Genomic DNA, 19,220 nt, shown 5'->3' on the forward strand with positions numbered 1-19,220 from the left:
CCTTCGCCTATTTCGCTTGAAGCTGGCCCGCACGTCTGCTACTTCACAGCTACGGATGGGAAAAAGAGAGTAAAGTGGCCTGTTAGAGGTGGCAATGACTGGATTTGGGGACCATATATCAACCATAGGCCTGAGCTTTTAGATGCAAAGGTAGAGCCAAAAATCGGCACCGCCGGAGATAATTTCCGTTGGACTGTAACCTATAGGGACGCCGACAACCAAAGGCCATATCAGGCGCATCTCATTATTCAATTGCGTGATGGCGGAACCCTAGAAAACGGTGGCGCTGTAAGGGTCGTCATGGAGAAACTTGACAAAAGTGACAATAAATACGATGACGGCGTAGTTTACAAGTTTGATTCTGCAAATTTGGAACACGTCTTGCAGCCTGGCCAGCGGAAATTCTATTTTGAGTTTGTCGATGACTGGGGAATAGTAACAGACCCCAATGAAAGAATATACGGTGAAAAGGTTTGGTATCCACCTCGGTCCGGAGATGTGCCAAACTGGATAGACGGACCATTTATAAAACCGAACACTAAGCCAATTCTCTCGTTAGGCAAAGTTGAATCAACAGACGGAACAGCAAATTCAGCAACATTGTGGAGATACTCGGTCCGCTATACAGACGCGGATAATCAACCGCCAACCTATGTAATAGTCTATATTGGAACGGTGCATGCGGATGGAACGATTACATGGGATGGTGGCCACGCAATGTTGCCTACCGATCCATCGGATGTAGTATATACCGATGGGAAAGACTACAGCTTCCTTACACGGTTGGGCGGCGATCCCACGGCAGTCAGTTATTACTATTGTATGGTAGCTGCAGACGGTATAGATCCAGCTGTTTATGACCCATCTACCGGCAGTACAAGCGCTCATACAATTTGGAATCCGATGGAGACCCTCACATCACCAACGCCAACGGATACTTTCTTCACAGCTCACAAACCGCTAGTAGCAGGAGTGCCAACAGGTGGGGGAGTTAGAGACCAATATTACGACAGCGAGAACTGGCCATTGTATGAATATCCTTTGGTTTATGACGCTTCGAATAAACCCTTAAGCTACGATATTGAAAATTCGGACTTCGAGAATGGCGTAATCAAGCTATACACAAGTGCCACAACAATTAAAATGCAGTATTGGTTTGGTGTTCCTGGCCCAACCTCGGTTGGGTTGAACACCCCCCCAAGATTGACTGCAGGGCAAGTTTCCCCTAACCCTGGCACAAGCCAAACTACATTTCGGTTCTCGGTGGTATATTCGGACCAAGATGGACCGCAAGGGCAGATGCCTTCGTTTGTTAGGGTAAAGGTTGATGACGTGCCATATGACCTTTCTCCTGTGTTCGTTGGGACGCCGAACTACAAGATTGGCGTAACATACCAGACGACAATGAAGCTTTCGCCAGGTGTCCACAGATACTACTTCGAAGCGTCCGACGGAGCAGGATATGCAGTGTATGATGCAAGCGGCTCACGTTCGTCCGATAGTCCAATCCTTGGACTTACTCAGATAATTGGTCCATATGTGAACGATCCGCCGACTCTTACACTTGGAACCGTGTATCCAAATCCCGTAACAGGTATTAGCCCAGCCCAGTGGGTCAACTACAGCGTCACTTATACTGACTTGAATAACGAACCGCCGGATGCTGGCTACCCTGTTGTCTATGTGAACAAAGCTACCACGAGCCTTGAGGCTCGTGAAATTGAGCACAATGCCAAAGTAGCTGCACTAGGCGCGAATACCATCACCGCAGTGACAATTGACGGTCAGTCTCCGGGTTGGACTGTTGATGAATTCAAAGGTTTGCCGCTCCAGATAACGAGTGGCCAGCTTTCAGGTACTGCGTTCACAATTCTGTCCAATACCGAGGATACGCTGACATTAATCCAGGACTTGACGGGATCAGGGCTGCAGGTGGATGACACATTCAGCATAGGCAAGTTACAGCTTCAGAAGCAAGACCCGGCTGATAACAACTATACTGACGGTGTTGTGTACGAGTATCGAATACCTGGCCTTGGTGCCGGCAGTTATGTAGCCCGGTTTAAGAGCATTACTACAGAGGTAATTGGGCAGAATAACAAAACGAGACAAACGGTTGTGCGATTCCCAATAACAGAAAGTGACATTTCTGGTCCCATAGTTATCCAATCTGCGCCTCCTGGTAACGTTGCCCCGGTTCTCTCCGACGGAAGTATTCTGCCACAGATTGGCAAAGCTACTGACGAGTTTACGGCGACCGTTACATATAGAGACGATAATGGCGACCCACCAACCCGTCGTCCAGAGGCACAGGGCTATGTTCGCGTTGTAATAGATAATGTGCACTCAATAGACCTGTTGCCAACTGGTTTGAGTGATTGGGTAACTGGGGTTGTAATGACGGCGCCAGTGACCGTGACGACTGGCGGCATTCATAGGTACTACTTCGAGGCTAGCGATGGGTGGTTGGTAACCCGCCTCCCGGCGACTGGATACTATACGTATGTTGTCAACCGCAAGCCCGTGCTCCTCGAACCGAAGGTGACGCCAATCGAGCACAACGCTGGCCGCGAGTATACCTACAGCGTAATATATAAAGACCCCGATGGACAGCCGCCGTTCACGCTTGGGCTTTATATTGATGGCGAACGGATTGAGATTAAGGGGTATCCAGACCCAGCTTCTGGTACGGACTATGTCAATGGCGTCCGCTATGTATACTCGATAAGGAATATGCTCGCTGTAGGCGTAGAGCACAAGTACTACTTCACCGCGTCGGATGGTATAGAAGATGCAACGCCAACGCCGGAAAAGATTGGACCGCGAGTGCATGCAAATCTACCACCTCAACTAGTTGGAGGCAAGGTTGAGCCGGCGACGGGCTTTGATGACTCTACTTATACGTATACCGTTAAGTATCTCGACCCATTGGGCGAAGACCCTGAATATGTTAAGGTATACATTGACGGAACCGATGAAGCACACGCTCATTTGATGACTAAGGTCCCAGGTCAGAATGACTACACCTTGGGTGTGACATATACTTATTTGCAGTCAGGACTGTCTGCGGGCACTAACCATACATTCTTCTTCAAGGCTTCCGACTGGCTTGACGAAGCAGTTAATCCTGAGCCTCCAACAGACCATTACACTGGGCCTGTGGTTAAAGAACGCCCGACAGCAAGTATCACCATCCAATGCGGTGATTCGCCCGCGGTTGGAGAAGCAACAACCATAAGCGGCAAGATTACGCCGGCAATGTCTGTAAAGCTTACGATAACGCTTACAGAGCCGGATGGCGATCTGGTAACCATGTATGTAAATACTGGTTCGGATGGGCGTTATTCGAAGTCATGGACGCCAAGTGCTACAGGAACTTGGAAGTTGAAAGCAACGTGGGCTGGTTCAGGCGACTACAAAGAGACAAGTTCGCCAGAAATATCAGTCACAGTGCTTGGTCCATCATATACAGTGACTGGTCTTGACCTAATCTCGATTCCGATGAGGCCAAACAATAGCTTCGTCAATACCACGTTTGGCAGTGACCCACCATATGCGGTTGCAGCATATGACCCAACGATTGGGAATTACAAAATCTATTCGTTACTGCCGAGATATAGAACCGACTTTGACTTCCCAGGAATATTCCAAGGGCGCGGTTATTGGATCAAGACGGATGTGCCCAAGGTAATTGCTCCTAAGGGTTCTTTGAATACATCGACAGTGACGGTTGAGCTTAAACCTGGATGGAACCAAATAGGTTGTCCATATATAAATGAAGTAAACTGGGCTGACCTGCGCGTTTCCTACAACGGTAGCGAACCCGTTGACCTAGTAACTGCAGCAAGTAGAGGTTGGGTAAGAGACTACGGTTGGGGTTATGACGCAGCCACAAGACAGTATAGATTAGTTCATGCCACAAGGTCAGGGGCTGAAAGAACGCTGAAGCCATGGCATGGTTATTGGATTCGTGCGTTTAAGAATTGTCAGCTTCGGTTCTCTGGCAACGACTTCCCGCCGCCACCTAGTGATGGAATGAGCGTAGAAACTCAGGCTATTAAAGAGGCTATTTCGGCAGGAGCCAGTGCCCCGATTTGGGAAGTGAACCTCGTAGCCAAGCTTGATGATCTTGTAGATGAGCAAAACTACTTTGGTATGGCTAAATCGACATTGCGAGTAGAGAGCCCTGCTTACTTTGAGGGATTCGTGGATGTCTACTTTACCGATGACAATGGCGGTATGTACGCGATTGACTTGAAGTCTGGCGAGATTACCGGCAAGTCGTGGCGATTTGTTGTGGCAACAGACCAGGGTGGCGGAGATATCGAACTCACATGGCCTGGTATTGAGAACGTTCCAGACAATATAAGCTTGACTCTCGTTGACGAGCTTTCAGGTAAATCTGTTGATATGAAGAGCGATAGTTCCTTCATACTGCCAGCGAGAGCGGCTCTTGGAGGCAGGCCATTCCGCATAATTGTTGGAAAGTAACAAGTGGTTGGGAATCCAGCCGTGTTAGGAGAGAGGAAGAGTACAAGTGATGCATAGATTTAGAGCAGCTAGAATTTTAGCATGGTTATTGGTTGTTTTGCTAAGTATTCCTTATTTAGCAAGCGGTGCTCTTGCAGCCGGGAAGTCGGAGATTTATACACAGACGGTAGTGACGTTCCCGCTGGATGTTGTAGACAACGAGAATATTAAAGTTGCTGAAGAACTCAGCATGCTATTAAATCATGGCTTGGAAAGCAGTCCGAAATATATCGTTCTGCCTTTTTCCACCCGTCTGCCGGCGATACAACGACTCGTCGTTTCTCAACCAGAGAAAAAGCTGAGTTTTGAGGGTCCTTTCTTTAGCGACCAAGCTAGCATAAATCGCGCGCTTGATTTAGCCAGATTGTTGTCAGCCGATGTCGCGGTTGTTGGCTCGCTAGATGAGTGCGTGTGGGACGCGGCAAAAGGACAGGCAAGAGTGACTGCTACCCTAGAGTGGTATGATCTCAAGACTGGCAAAAAAGTAGACACCCTGACTGCTACTGGCATAAGGGCAAGGTCTGCCGGTGATTCCACAGCAACCCAGAAAAGTATAACAGCTGAGGCGGTGAAAGAGTTAAGCGAAAAACTTGTTTCTGGCATAACCGGGCAAGAATATCATGCTGAAACGACTTCCAAGCCAGCAGCTGTAGCTAAGACAAACGGAAAAAGCAAGAAGAATTCATGGCTGCCGATGTTGCTGCTTTCTTTAGGCGTAGGTTTGCTCCTCGGAAGTGGCGGCGGAGGTGGCGGAGGTGGTTCTGCTGGCGGAGGGGATGAATTGCCACCACCTCCACCGTTCTAATCGCTATAAGGATATTTGATGTCATATGACAGGAGCGTATATGACCGTGGGCAGGAAATTATTTGTGGCAAGGATTTGCTTGCTGTGTATTACGTGTATAGCATTATCCCTTTTCGGCACAGGGTATTGCAGTGGTGCTGAGCCGGAAAGCAGGCTGACAACGACAGTCATGCTATTTCCAGTGGCAGTTAAATCTAACGGAGGGGCTAGTCGTTGTGCGGCCGACTTGTTCATTCTTATTAAAGAACGATTGAATGAACAACCTGGCATTCGGGTAGTAGCGTATGATATTAAAAATGTTTCTGTTCAGCGCATGATACGCGAGCAGAGGCTCGATGAAAAAACAGCAGATATATTTGAGGCAGATGCCACCGGAGAGGCGAAGGCATACAAAGTCTGTAGCGAAATGGGAATCGGAGGAGCCGTGCTCGTGTCGCTGACAAAGTACCGCTATGATACAAGCAAAGCAAGCGTCGAGATTGAGGCTAAGTTAGAGTATTTGGATATCGCGGCTCAAACTCCAAAGAAGGTAGTGCAGGCAACAGCAGTTGCAAAAGCAGATTCCGAAACTGCAAGCAGAACCGAGGAAGCTCTATGCATCCAGGCGGTATCAGACATCGTGGATAAATTCTTTGAAAAAGAGCGGGGTCTTACGAGAGCTGATTTTGGGGTCACAATGACGGAGCAGGAAAATTCAATTGCTGCTGAGACCAACAGAAAAGATAACATGCTTCCGGCAATGCTTGGCGCTTTGCTATTGGGATTACTTCTTGGCGGAGGAGGCTAGGTAAAAACAACTCGCCTAAAATATGCCAATCAGGCCCGTGACTGAATGACAGCGCGGGCCTTTTTAACCGCGAAAATATCTTTTATGCTTACACATTGACAGCTATCTCAAAATGTTTTAGCATTACACCGCAATGCGCACAAAAACACTTACACTTGCCTTCTTGTACCTATTCATAATGCTCCCGCTTCCCACACTCGGCGGAACAATGGGTACTATTATTCTAAGAGTTAATCCAGTTGTTGTTCCGGCGGATGGTAAGAGTATTGCAACTGTTAATGCGGAGGTTCGAGATTCGGACGGAGCCCTTGCACCAGACGGAACTGAAATTCGTTTCACAGCAACTCTCGGAGTGATTGATGAGAGTGCGCAAACATCGGCTGGAGTTGCAAGGGCAAAACTCATTGCCTCCGAAATTCAAGGCACATGCATTATAACGGCTACGTGGATTGAGGGCCGTGCAGCAGCTCAGACGAGCGTAACCTTTGGCGAAGAAGAACAAGTGCCCCAGAATCGGAGATATATTACCATTGACATCGCCGATTACGTTGCATATAGCGCTGACCACAAAGTTCTTGAGGCGATTGGTAACGTACGTCTCCAGAGCAAAATAATTCGCATGGAAGCCGATGCGGTTCAGATAAACCTCGAAGAAAACAAAATTGTAGCCCGTGGAGCTTTAGGCAAGCCAATAAAGATAAGTACGGATAAGGGAACGACAGAATGTGAACTTTTCGCAACAGATTTAATGATAGAGCAAGCCGTAATCCTGGCAACAAGCAAAGGTGGACTGCGCGCTGTGGACTTGAGAGGCGACCCAAATCAAGGCGTTCCCTTCGGCGATAGCCCCGAATATTCACCCCAGCGTTTCAACTTTGCTGATCTTTCGAGTGCTGGAATCCTCGTAAAGGCGAAGGAGGCTACTGTTTTTCCTAATGATAAAATTCAATTTAGGCGAGCTAGCCTTTACGTTGATGGAAAGCGAATGTTTTCCCTGCCGCTTTATGTCCTTTCGCTAACCGGCTACCAGCCAGATAGTGACCAATACGTTGGATATACCAACTCAGGGCTCGCGCTAAATGTGCCTCTATATTATATGCTGAGCCCAAATGCAAGCGGGGCTCTGCTTCTTCGGCATGGTCAGCCGATGGGATGGGGCTGGTATGGACGGCCGCCAGGGTGGTTCATCGATATGCGGCAAAGGTACTTCACAGACCATGGCGAAGGAAGTTTGGTAATAAGTCAAATTACAGGCAGCGATTGGGGCGCACATTTCACTCACACCCAGCGCTTTGATAATCAAACAGATGCATCAATCTACCTAGACTATCCTGCTCACAGAGATTTCTGGGGATCACTAAATCTGAACAAAAGGTTGGATAATCTTAGCTTCGGCATAAATATAGATACGCGTAGGTCGCCAGGCGCAACGCCTTTTTGGATGGGACAGTTTGCTGTTCAAACGCGGCCAAAGCAGATTGGCAATTCACCTTTTAAATTCAATATTTCTTCTTTTCTCAGATATACAGAGATAGGCGATGAAAAAAATGATGGGTTTTCAGAAACCCTTCGTGGAAACATTACTTCATCGCCTATCAAGTTTTCCCGTGACTTAGATTTTCGAACTTCGGTTGGCATTGGTTATGTCTTTGGCGCATCTAGTTTATCTGGCATGAGCATAAATGCTTATGGCTCATTGAATTGGAATATATCCCGCAACAACCGATTCATGTTGAGCTACAGATTCGCAGAAAGAGCAGGGTATTCCAGCCAGCTTCTAGACAAACAGAGCCTAATGGCTTCGTGGATTGTTGGTGATATGCGGAAGTGGAACGCTTCTATTTATGCTATAAAAGGGCTTGATACTAATTCGCTTACTATGTTTGGTAGTCTAAGTTATAGGCTCAATGAAGATTGGCGAATTGGACTCAGATCTACTCTGAATGAGTTTCCTTCTTTCAACGGTACGACATGGGTGTCAAATACTTATAATGATTTTGAAGTTGCACTTGGGAAGCGCATCGGCAATCAAGAAGTGATGGCTGTTTGGTCGAAATCACAGCATAAAATACTTTTCGAGTTGGGCACCGGCGCATTTTGAAGTATAATTATAAAGACGCAAATCGAAAAATCACGAACATATGTGCGAACAAAGCAAAATCATTTAAGCTATTCTACTTATTGTACCGAAGAAGATATGGGCGAATTTAAATTAGTATGCGAATATGAACCAAAGGGCGATCAACCTAAGGCAATCCGCCAGTTGACAGAAGGGTTGAACGCAGGATATCGCTTCCAGACGCTTCTAGGCGTCACGGGGTCTGGAAAGACGTTTACGATGGCGAACGTTATTCAGCAAGTGCAGAGACCCACGCTGGTGATTGCCCATAATAAAACACTTGCTGCTCAGCTCTGCAGTGAGTTTCGGGAGTTCTTTCCTCATAACGCTGTCGAATACTTTGTCAGCTATTATGATTACTATCAACCCGAAGCTTATATTCCAGAAACAGATACGTATATTGAAAAAGATTCTTCTATCAATGACGAAATTGACCGGTTGCGCCACTCTGCGACGCAGGCCGTTCTTGAGCGTCGAGATGTCATAGTCGTGGCAAGTGTTTCCTGCATATACGGGCTGGGTTCACCCTCTGAGTATAAGCGGACAATATTGGCTTTAAAAGAGGGCGAAACATACGACCGCGAGGAAGTGCTGCGAAAGCTTATAGAAATGCAGTTCTCCCGAAATGATATCGCGCCACAAAGAGCGACGTTTAGAGTAAGGGGTGACATCCTCGAGATTCAACCTGCGGACGAGGAAGTGGTGATAAGGGTTGAATTTTTCGGCGACACCATCGAGAGAATTTCCATTCTCGACCCACTTACTGGTGAGTTATTAAGCAGGGAGGAACGGATTACTGTATATCCGGCAACGCATTTTGTCACGCCTGCTGATGTGCTAGAGCGTGCTCTTGCCGAGATTGAGGCTGAGCTCCAGGAGCGCATTAAATATTTCAAAAGGCAGGGAAAGTTGCTCGAAGCACAGCGAATTGAGCAGCGCACTAGGTACGACATGGAGATGATGCGGGAAGTAGGCTATTGTTCCGGAATCGAGAACTATTCTCGTATCCTAGATGGCAGAAAACCTGGAGAGCCGCCCGCATGTTTGCTTGACTATTTCCCTGATGATTATCTTATCTTCATTGATGAGTCCCATCAGACTATTCCACAACTTCATGGTATGTATGAGGGCGACCGCTCGCGAAAGGAAACGCTCGTCGAATTTGGATTCCGACTCCCATCCTCGTTGGACAACCGGCCGCTTCGTTTTGAAGAATTCATTGATCGTGTCAATCAAGTCATCTTTGTCTCGGCAACTCCTGGGCCTTATGAGAGGGAGCATAGCGAGCAAATTGTGGAGCAAATAATTCGGCCAACTGGCTTGGTTGACCCTGAAGTTGAAATACGTCCGACACAAGGGCAAATTGATGACCTAGTGCATGAGATTAAGGAGCGCGCATCCAAGGGGCAACGTGTTCTTGTAACTACCTTAACCAAGAAAATGGCGGAGGATTTGACTGATTACCTGCTGGATTTGGATATTAAGGTTCACTATCTCCACTCGGAGATTCATACACTCGACCGCAACGAGATATTGCGTGATCTTCGCCTTGGCGTCTACGATGTGGTGGTTGGAATCAATCTTCTTCGCGAGGGTCTTGACCTTCCAGAAGTGAGTTTAGTTGCAATTTTGGACGCAGACAAAGAGGGATTTCTTCGGTCTGAAACTTCGCTGATTCAAACAATCGGCCGTGCGGCGAGAAATATCCATGGAAAAGTAATTATGTACGCCGACGACGTAACTGGTTCGATGCATCGCGCAGTCGAGGAGACAGAACGCCGCCGAAAGCTTCAAATTGAGTATAACGAAAAGCATGGGATTACTCCCGCTTCGGTAGTTAAAGCAGTGCGTGACGTAATAGAGGCTAAGAAGGTAGCGGAACAAAAGGCTTATTACAAAATAAAACCACACATCTCTGACAATGCCTCAATTGATGAGATAATGCTAGTCCTTGCGGATTTGGAAAAAGAAATGCGTCGGGCAGCAAAAGCCCTTGATTTTGAACATGCCGCTGAGGTGCGCGACGAGATTATCCGCCTAAAAAAGCTGCTGCCTCTAAAATAGGTTTTGGGTACTTATCCGCGTTTTTCCCCTTTGTACATTCAGCTGCTTTTTCACAAATTACGAATGCGAGCCTAAGTCGAATTTGCCTCACCTGCTTAATTAGTGACGTCTTGTAGGTATACTCTAATCCGGAGAGTGCGGCAAATGGCTGTAACCAAAGATTGAGTAAGAATACCGAAGGGTGTCTTCTTCCAATCAAATAGGGGAGCATAAGCCGAGAACAACATATGAATTAGCCGGTTGCTTGACAGGTGGCTATGTTTGGAATATAATCTCGAATGCCAATGCTGACACTCTTGAGCTAGTCTTAGGCCGTTGCTGGAATGGATTTCAGCGATGGTGACGTTTGGTAAAGGAGGTATGCACATTGGGCAAATACCGTCGCATTGCTAGGCAGAGATTAGCTCGGCTAATCACACTCCTGCTAGTTAAGATTCTTCCCCGACTCGAAGCCATAGGCCGGCTTGAGAAAGGTCTAGCGCTCCTTACCTCAATTGCTCAGTACATTCCATATGAAGAGTGGCAGCGGGAGCAGCTTAGACAGCTAAATGAGGCTTTTAGGAAAAACCATCCGGCGATTCGCCTTGCGCGCCGTGTAGTTTCCGAAGTTCATCCAAAATTCCTAATGTCTTTATTCAACGCTTTGTGGATTCCTTGGTGGATAAAGGGAGAAACAAGGGCTGAGTTCGCAAAGAGAGAGGGTTTCGAGCCGCCGTGCTTGGCGGTTATCTCTCCACTTAAGGAATGTAACCTGCAATGTGTCGGATGTTATGCGAGCGCAGTCACTAAGGGAGAAAATGAGCGGCTCGATTTCGATACAATAGATAAATTGGTTACCGAGCTGAAGTCTTTTGGCACAACATTTATTGTATTTACCGGCGGGGAGCCAATGCACCCTGCAATTTGGCCAACCATAAAGGCAATTTGCGCAAAACACAAGGACCAGGCGTTCATGATGTACACAAACGGAACGCTAATCAACGATGAGAAGGTCGCCGATTTTATAGAACTCGGTAACCTTTCGCCTGCTATCAGCCTTGAAGGTTGGGAAGAAGAAACCGACGCAAGGCGGGGTAAAGGAGTCTATGCCAAAGTTATGGCAGCAATGGATAAGCTACGTGAGGCGGGCGTGCTTTTTGGTTTCTCGCTCACGTATACCAGCAAGAATTTTGAAGTTGCAACCAACCCAAGGTTCATTGACCATCTTATGAAAAAGGGATGCTTGTACGGCTGGTATTTTATGTACGTTCCAGTGGGTAAGAATCCGGATACCTCGCTTGTAGTAACCCCGTGGCAAAGAGACCGCATCCGTCAGTTTACTTGGGATATGCTTCGCGAGAAGGGACTCTTCATTGCTGATTTCTGGAATTCTGGTCCGATTTCGAAAGGCTGCATTGCTGGCGGTCGGTACCTGCACATAAACAACCGCGGCGACATTGAGCCTTGCGTCTTCTTTAAGTTTACAACCCATAATATTCGCAATACAAGCCTTCTCGAAGCACTTCGCTCTCCTCTCTTCTCCGAAATTCGCAAAGGTCTGAAGCATCAGCGAAACCCACTCACACCTTGCCGATTCATGGACCACCCTGACGAAGCTGAGAGAGTTGTTAAAGTCACGGGGGCGCGTCCAAGTGAAGAGGGTGGTGATGCCCTGCTGGGTCCGGAGATTAAGCCGTTCTTGGATCGATTTGCAAAGGAATATCGCGAAGAATATGCAGACCCAGTTTGGACGCAAACTGCCGATTATGCATGGTTTGCACATGTTTACAAGGCTCCTGATTGGATTCCGCCGGCTACTAGCAGGGTTACAAGGCTTCCAGCTGAGTCCAAGGATCGTACAGAGGAACCAGCTATTCGCCGTTAAAATAGCTAAAACGGTTCTTGTGGTAATTCTGAATTTTAACGAGGGGTCGCCAATAGCAAAAATTATTGTGCTTGGCTGGAGGTGGCCCCTCATTGTTTTAATTTGTTTGGCAAAGCAATTTTACTCTTGACATGCGTTTTGCGCTGTGTTATACTCACGGCTAGTGTTGGCAGCGAATAGTCTGCCAGCAGTTCGTTTGAAAACAAAATAAAGTCGCCGAATTTCCGTCAGGAGAACGGGGGAACCGCTTTTTGTGGTTGGGGCGCATCGCATATGCGTAGGGTAACTCTTCAGCCCGAGCCCGTCAGCTAACTCCGTAGGCGTTGTGAAGAGAAAATAAATTGTAAGGTTGGTCTTCTCTTGCAAGCCTTTCGTAGGTAGTTGCGTTGAGCCACGTTCCCCAATCGTGGCTTTTTATATTTGTTTGCCCTGACCCTCTAGATGTTTACTTCCCCTTTTAGTGGTGTGATTATGCCGGTTGTATTTGACGGCAGGCGGCAAATCTCATATCAGGTCAGGAGAGTGAGAAATTGAGAAGCGCCAGAAAGGCAACAGTAGTAACTACTGGAATTATCTGCATGATTCTTACTTTTTTAAATTATGTTTTTGCAGAGCCCATAGGTCAAAAAACAAAGTCCTCTAGTTCGAATCAAGCCGTAGAGAATCCTCAAACAAATGAAGAACAAAAGCTTCAAGTGCCTATCGAGGGGCGAGATCTTACCGCACAAGAACTCCACATTATCCTTGATCCAATATTTAGCAGTTCATCCGATAAAAAAGACCACCCAAATGCGAATAAGGAATCATCAGCAAAACGTAATGACAATAAAGATGCGAACTTTGTATCTCGAGTCATAGCTGGGACGAGAAACCTAATAAGCAGAGCATTCTCCTACGTTGGAGGACGCTATAAATGGGGTGGCACTTCAAGGGATGGTATTGATTGCTCGGGTCTGACGCGAATGCTATACCTAAAAGAGGGTATTGATCTACCTCATAATGCAAAAATGCAGTTTAAGCTTGGCAAGCCTGTAAAAAAAGAAGATTTGCTGCCTGGCGACCTTGTCTTTTTTAATACACGTGGACCCCTAACCCATGTCGGCATTTGGATTGGCAATGGACAGTTCATCCATGCGGCTGGCCGAAAACGAGGCGTTAGGGTTGACTATCTGAGTAACCCTTATTACTCGAAAAGATTTGCCGGCGCACGGCGGTATAAAGATTTTAGCAAGGTTGCCGATTCTCGAGAATAGAAAGCCGAGATATCGAAGGTTAATTTGCAGATTCTCTAGGCTTTTTGCATTACAAAGCGCCCAATTTTTAAATTTGAAGGAAATCCATTAAGTTTTGTCAAAAAGCGCCTTGGTGGATAAAAATGTACGTTCTTGGCTTGGACGTGGGGACTCAGGGCGCAAGAGCTTTAGTGTTGGATGCTGGAGGCGAGGTGCTGGCGCAGGCATCCCAATCATTTGCTACGTCTGCACACCTTGAGTTGCTTCCGCCTGGTTGGTCAGAACAGCATCCTCATGAGTGGTGGAATGCTGCGGTTGCATGTCTCCGAAAGGTGACCGATGAATTAAAACTATGTGGTCGCGATCCTCGAGGAATTAAAGCTATCGCAGTTGACTCGACCTCGGGCACGATTCTCCCACTTGACCGCAAGGGTGAGCCGCTTCGACCCGCAATTATGTATAACGACGCTCGGTCTGTTACAGAAGCGGAAGAGTGTAATTCTGCTGGTAAGGTCCTAGTTGAAAAGCTGGGATATAAGTTTTCATCAGCCTTTGCTCTTCCAAAGATTTTGTGGATAAAAAAGAACCAGCCCGAAATATTCGAGCAGACATCGGTATTTGCCCACGCAGTTGATTTCCTTGTTAGCAAACTTACGGGCAATTTCCATATGTCCGATACCTCCAACGCGCTTAAGACGGGCTATGACCTTATTGATCGTCGCTGGCCTGCTTTTATTGAGGAATCTCTTTGCATCCCCATTGAGAAACTCCCCCAAATTGTAACCCCTGGTTTGGTCATAGGCCAAGTTACGGAGAAAGCTGCACGCGAAACTGGCATTCCAAGCGGAATTCCAGTGGTTGCAGGGGTAACAGATGGCACGGCCGGGTTCCTAGCATCTGGTGCGGTCAAAGTTGGTGATTGGGATACGACCATAGGCACCACGATGGTTCTTAAAGGGGTTTCAAAAGAACTAGTAAAAGACCCTCTCGGACGAATTTACTGCCATGTCCATCCAGAGGGGTATTGGCTGCCCGGTGGAGCAAGCAATGTTGGCGCGGAATGCTTGGAAAAACTTTTTAGCGGCAAAAATCTTGATGAATTAGATGCTTACGTGCCTCAATATGCACCAACCGCCTTAGTAGTTTACCCGTTAGTTCGCAAAGGGGAGCGCTTCCCGTTTGTAAATCCCGACGCGGAGGGATTTATCTTAGGACAGCCTAGGGATAGCCGCGACCTTTACGCAGCGTATCTCGAAGGGGTTGGCTTTGTCGAGCGCTGGTGCCTGGAGGTATTTGATGAACTCGGCGCAGAGATTGGCGAGACTATTTACACGACAGGCGGCGGAGCAAAAAGTGTTGAATGGATGCAGGTTCGTGCTAACATTCTAAACCGCCGAATCGTTCGTCCAAAGCTCACCGAGTGTGCTGTCGGTGCCGCAGTAATTGCTGCCTCCAAAACTTTATTCGAAAGCCTTGAGTTGGCAGTGAGCGCCATGGTTAAGGTGGGTGAGGCAGTGGAGCCTGAGCCAAAGAAAGTCGAACTATACGACGTCAATTACCGCGTTTTTCGTGAAGCGTGCGCCAGCCGAGGTTATTCATAGCAGACAAAGCCGTTTCTGGCTCCTTAGGTCAAGGGTAAATATTGCTAGCAAGAGGTTGGAGTAGCCTCTATAATAATTCCAATGTTTCTAAGTTTAACTTGCTTGTTTGAATGCCATATAGGGTAGCCTTTCCCTGGCAAGGAAAATTTATTTTTGAGGGTAAAAATTATTGTGAACTTGGACAAATAAAAATGCGTCTAATATACGAACTAGGCGTTGAAACGCTGAGGAGGTTGTGTAAAAATGCGATATTCATTGCTTCTTCTATTAATTGCAATGTCCCTTGGAATGGCATTCGCTGCTGAAGAGCCACAGCAGACACCGGCGCAATCAACTATCTCGATTGACTTTGCTGATATGGACATAAGTCAAGCGCTGAGTTCGCTGGCTCAAAAGGCTCAGATCACAATCGTAGTGGACCCAAATATCAAAGGGAAGGTGACCTGTAGCCTTAATGATGTTCAGCCTGAACAGGCGTTAGCCACAATCTGTAAGCTGAACAAACTGACCTGGGTAAAAACCTATACAAGCGCAGGTTCTGATACTAGTAAGCTAGATGCAACAAAGCTTATTAATCTGCTGGATGCGTTGAAGGCTCTCGGTAATAACTCGTTAATTTTGGAAGACTCGGCTTCACAAAGTGCAACCATATTTGCCGCGGGAGTTAAGCTCGAAGCAGAAAAGGTTAACAGTATGGCGGCAGATTTGAAACTTAAACCGGTATATTTGGTGCGTGGGGAGTCCAGCGCAAGTGCCGAAGCGGCAAAGAAAGCTCAGGAGGGACCAAAGCAAGTCCAGAGCATAAGTGTAATGATGCCGCCTTCCGACCCCCGAGCTGCTGCTCAGGAAGTCTGGAGTTATTTCGCTCAGATGACACCCGAGCAGAGAGGTCAAGTTATGCACGAGATTCGACATATGATGTTTGAAAACTTAACGCCCGAGCAGCGAGAGGAGATGCGTCGGAGATTCGAGGACTGGCGTAGGCGTCGAGATGATGGCCCGCGTGATGGTCGTCAACCTATTCCAGGGCCCATGCCTCCGCCACCCCCTCCGCCCCAACCGCGACAATAACGCAAAATGTTATTTTAAGCTAGTAGATAAGCCCATGGATTTTTCCATGGGCTTACTTTTTAGGTTGACAAAGGTCTCATCTTCGGAGCACAATAAAGCAGTTTATAAGTTAAAAGGAGGATTAGCAATGCGTATAGGGTTTATTTGTGATTTAAGCGAGCAGGATTTTAAATTTGCAGCCGAAAACGAATTCAAATGCGTCGAATACAATGGCAATGTAGATGTTGAATTTACAAAAAAGGCAAGCGAGTTGAAGGGCTATGTGAAGAAGTATGGAGTAGAGTTTAACATGATTGGACTGTTCGGTCGGAATTATATCGCTGATGATCCGACTGAGCGCGCTAAACATCTTGCAGACGCCAAGACCTGCATTGACTTTTGTTCTGAAATTGGTTCGCCTCTTTTTGTGACTGGCGGGGGACATGAAGAAAATCGCTCGCTTCAGGAGAATTGCAAGCGTGCCATTGACTTTCTGGGCGAGTTGATTGAGTATGGCAAAAGCAAGGGCGTTAGGGTAGCACTTTACAATTGCCATTGGGGCAATTTCGCAGTCGCGCCTGACTCATGGGAAATCATTATGCCGGCGCTGCCCGACCTAGGGATTAAATATGATCCATCGCATGCAATTGGCGACAATCGTGACTATTTGGCGGAGCTGCGAGATTGGGGCAACAGGGTATACCATGTTCATGCGAAGGGCTCACTAATTATAGGCGGAAAGCGTTTCCCTGACCCCAATCCAGGTATGGACCAGACAAATTGGGGCGCAATTTTTGCAATTCTCTATTACCACAATTATCAAGGCGATGTGAATATCGAGCAACATTCAGGCAGGTGGCTGACTGACCTCAAATATCCTGGTTTGCTATTCTCCAAGCGCTATTTGGAACAGTTTGTGCTCTAAGAGGTGTCGGCGACAAGTCGTGCTGATGACAGATAATCTACGTGGATTAAGGAAGGAAGTTGAGGGGCCTAGGGAAAAGGAGATTGATTATGACAAATAGCCGTAAATGGATTTGGGTTATATTCTGGTGCCTTCTAGCATCAGGTGTGCTGATTTTTGCAGGTTGTGGCAAGCCTAGGTTTCCTAAAGCGCCGATAAAGCCAGTTAACGAATTCTCACTTGGAACAGCGAAGTTTAAGCCATTTGTTAGGCGCCCAACGGCTCAGGAATTGTTCGACCGTACGCTTGAGTTTTATGATTCTTTCAGCAGCGCTGCTGTATCCTGGCGTCAAAGCGAGCACCATTTCGGGGCCCAGCCCATCGAACCCAGTGGTGCAGTCGAAGGGATAAAAGAAAAAACCGGTACTGCTAGTGTGGAACTTAGGTATGTCAAGCCAGATAAGCTATTGTACAAGCGCGATGGAGATTCACCGCTCACGGAAGTTATAAACGGCAGTGTTCATCTTTTCTATGTGCCTGAACAAGAGATATGTTTTCGTTCGCGCCCAGGAGCGAGAAACAAGATTCCTTCGCACTTATTAGCTAGGTATCTTGACCTTGTACCTGGGGATGGTAGGGAGTATTCTTCTTTGCAATTGTTAAGGGAAACTAAGGTTGGTAGCGCCGATGTTTACCTTCTGGAGGCAAAGCTACCCTCAAAGGTTGCTGGCACGCGAACTTTACCAGCGGAGGTCCGCCGCTTCTACATTGGGAAGTCGGACCTACTGCTTCGTCGAACTGAGATCAAAGAGATTGCAGATGGAGTAAGTACGGGTGCATCGGAAAACCGGAGAACGTATCAATTCCTAGGTTTTATCGCTAATTCTCTGCTTTCGGATGATTTGTTCCCAACCGAATGTCCGAAGAATATACGTGTTGCAACCATGCCTTCATCTGGTTTACCGCGCTGAGAAAGGAAGAAACAGCATGACTTCGCGAGAAAGAGTTCTAACCACATTAGCCCATAAAGAACCTGACCGCGTGCCAATTGATTTTGGAGGCATGCGATCGACAGGCATAATGGCAATAGCATACAACAAGCTTAAAGCATACCTGGGAATTACAGGTGGTGAAACGCGAGTCTATGATACCATGCAACAGTTAGCTCTTCCCGAGCCTCCAATACTTGAGCGGTTCCATGTTGATGTGATTGACCTAAACAATACCCTGGGTCGTTTTGAAGAAGAGTGGAAGGATTGGACGCTGCCTGATGGTTCGCCTGCAAAAGTGCCTGTTGATTTTAATCCTATTCGCGAAGGAGATTGCCTGGTTGTTAAGGACTCCCTTGGCCGAGTACAGATGCGAATGCCCGACGGATGCCTTTATTTCGAGCCATGCTTCAATCCACTGGCAGACGCACATACATTTGCCGATGTAGACCGACTATTTGAAATGAAACCTGTCGAGCCGAAAGACCTTCTCAGGATGCAAGAGCGTGCAAAATGGCTCTATGAAAACACAGACTATGCGATTATGCTTGGATTTGGCGGCAATATCTTGGAAGGAGGACAGAACGCTTTCGGATGGGAGCGGTTCATGACTGAAATTGCTTTAAATACTGCGCTTGTTGAGTACGCACTGGATAAGATGGTTGAGGTTTACATGGAAAATTTGCAAATCTACCTAGAAATGCTTGGCGGTTACATCCAGCTGATTCAAATGGGCGACGATCTTGGGACACAAATTGCTACAATGCTTTCGCCTGACCTCTACCGTCGAGTGGTCAAGCCAAGGCATGCTAAGCAATATTGGTATGTTCGAGAGCATTCAGATGTTCACGTTTTCTTGCATGCATGCGGTTCATGCTGGGAGATTATGGGTGACTTGGTTGAAGAAGGTGTTGAAGTGCTAAACCCGGTTCAGACTTCGGCAGCAGGGATGGATCCTCGCAGGCTAAAAAAGGAATTTGGAGATAAGCTTACGTTTTGGGGTGGAGGATGCGATACGCAGTCAGTTCTTCCAAACGCCACTCCAGAAGAAATCGAACGACACGTGAAAGAGCGCATTGAGATATTCGCGCCAGGAGGCGGTTTTGTCTTTACACAAATCCACAACGTCCAGGCAAACGTACCGCCGCAGAACGTCGTGGCTTGCTATGACGCCGCTTGGCGGTATGGGGAGTATCCAATAGGAAGTATAGATTAATCAGGCAAGCCATAATTTTGCCAGTGCTTGACATTTTGGCAGTTTTGTGTATAATAGAA

Annotated in this window: 12 protein-coding genes and 1 riboswitch; all 12 genes read left to right on the forward strand. The window is 47.2% G+C overall.

From position 1 onward, the window contains the following. The coding region (locus tag QHH26_11315) for a hypothetical protein (protein MDH7482543.1) at positions 1-4,491 on the forward strand (4,491 nt) is incomplete at its 5' end. Positions 4,492-4,540: 49 nt separating this feature from the next. Further along, positions 4,541-5,335, forward strand: a complete 795-nt coding sequence (locus tag QHH26_11320; GenBank protein ID MDH7482544.1) for a hypothetical protein — start codon at positions 4,541-4,543, stop codon at positions 5,333-5,335. 46 nt (positions 5,336-5,381) lie between these two features. Then, positions 5,382-6,122 carry a hypothetical protein gene (locus QHH26_11325; GenBank protein ID MDH7482545.1) on the forward strand — a complete coding sequence of 247 codons (741 nt, stop codon included), beginning with the start codon at positions 5,382-5,384 and terminating at the stop codon, positions 6,120-6,122. Between the two features lie 133 nt (positions 6,123-6,255). Further along, entirely contained in the window at positions 6,256-8,223 is a 1,968-nt protein-coding gene (locus tag QHH26_11330) for an invasin domain 3-containing protein (protein MDH7482546.1), read from the forward strand. Between the two features lie 96 nt (positions 8,224-8,319). Further along, positions 8,320-10,305 carry an excinuclease ABC subunit UvrB gene (gene uvrB / locus QHH26_11335; GenBank protein MDH7482547.1) on the forward strand — a complete coding sequence of 662 codons (1,986 nt, stop codon included), beginning with the start codon at positions 8,320-8,322 and terminating at the stop codon, positions 10,303-10,305. A 367-nt stretch (positions 10,306-10,672) separates the two neighbouring features. Then, entirely contained in the window at positions 10,673-12,169 is a 1,497-nt protein-coding gene (locus QHH26_11340; protein ID MDH7482548.1) for a radical SAM protein, read from the forward strand. A 204-nt stretch (positions 12,170-12,373) separates the two neighbouring features. After that, positions 12,374-12,507, forward strand: a riboswitch (cyclic di-AMP (ydaO/yuaA leader). Between the two features lie 192 nt (positions 12,508-12,699). Then, on the forward strand, positions 12,700-13,422 hold the full coding sequence (locus QHH26_11345) for a C40 family peptidase (protein ID MDH7482549.1): 723 nt from the start codon (positions 12,700-12,702) through the stop codon (positions 13,420-13,422). Between the two features lie 122 nt (positions 13,423-13,544). Beyond that, on the forward strand, positions 13,545-15,002 hold the full coding sequence (locus tag QHH26_11350) for an FGGY family carbohydrate kinase (protein ID MDH7482550.1): 1,458 nt from the start codon (positions 13,545-13,547) through the stop codon (positions 15,000-15,002). A gap of 243 nt (positions 15,003-15,245) precedes the next feature. Then, on the forward strand, positions 15,246-16,073 hold the full coding sequence (locus QHH26_11355; GenBank protein ID MDH7482551.1) for a hypothetical protein: 828 nt from the start codon (positions 15,246-15,248) through the stop codon (positions 16,071-16,073). Positions 16,074-16,200: 127 nt separating this feature from the next. Further along, positions 16,201-16,977 (forward strand): sugar phosphate isomerase/epimerase, encoded by a 777-nt coding sequence (locus tag QHH26_11360; protein MDH7482552.1) that lies wholly within the window; start codon positions 16,201-16,203, stop codon positions 16,975-16,977. Positions 16,978-17,066: 89 nt separating this feature from the next. Further along, complete coding sequence (locus QHH26_11365) at positions 17,067-17,927, forward strand: hypothetical protein (protein ID MDH7482553.1); 861 nt, start codon at positions 17,067-17,069, stop codon at positions 17,925-17,927. Between the two features lie 16 nt (positions 17,928-17,943). Further along, a complete protein-coding gene (locus tag QHH26_11370; GenBank protein MDH7482554.1) occupies positions 17,944-19,161 on the forward strand; it encodes a uroporphyrinogen decarboxylase family protein in 1,218 nt (405 codons plus the stop codon). The last annotated feature ends 59 nt before the right edge of the window (positions 19,162-19,220 follow it).

The organism is Armatimonadota bacterium, from assembly GCA_029907255.1.
GTDB lineage: Bacteria > Armatimonadota > UBA5829 > DTJY01 > DTJY01 > JAIMAU01.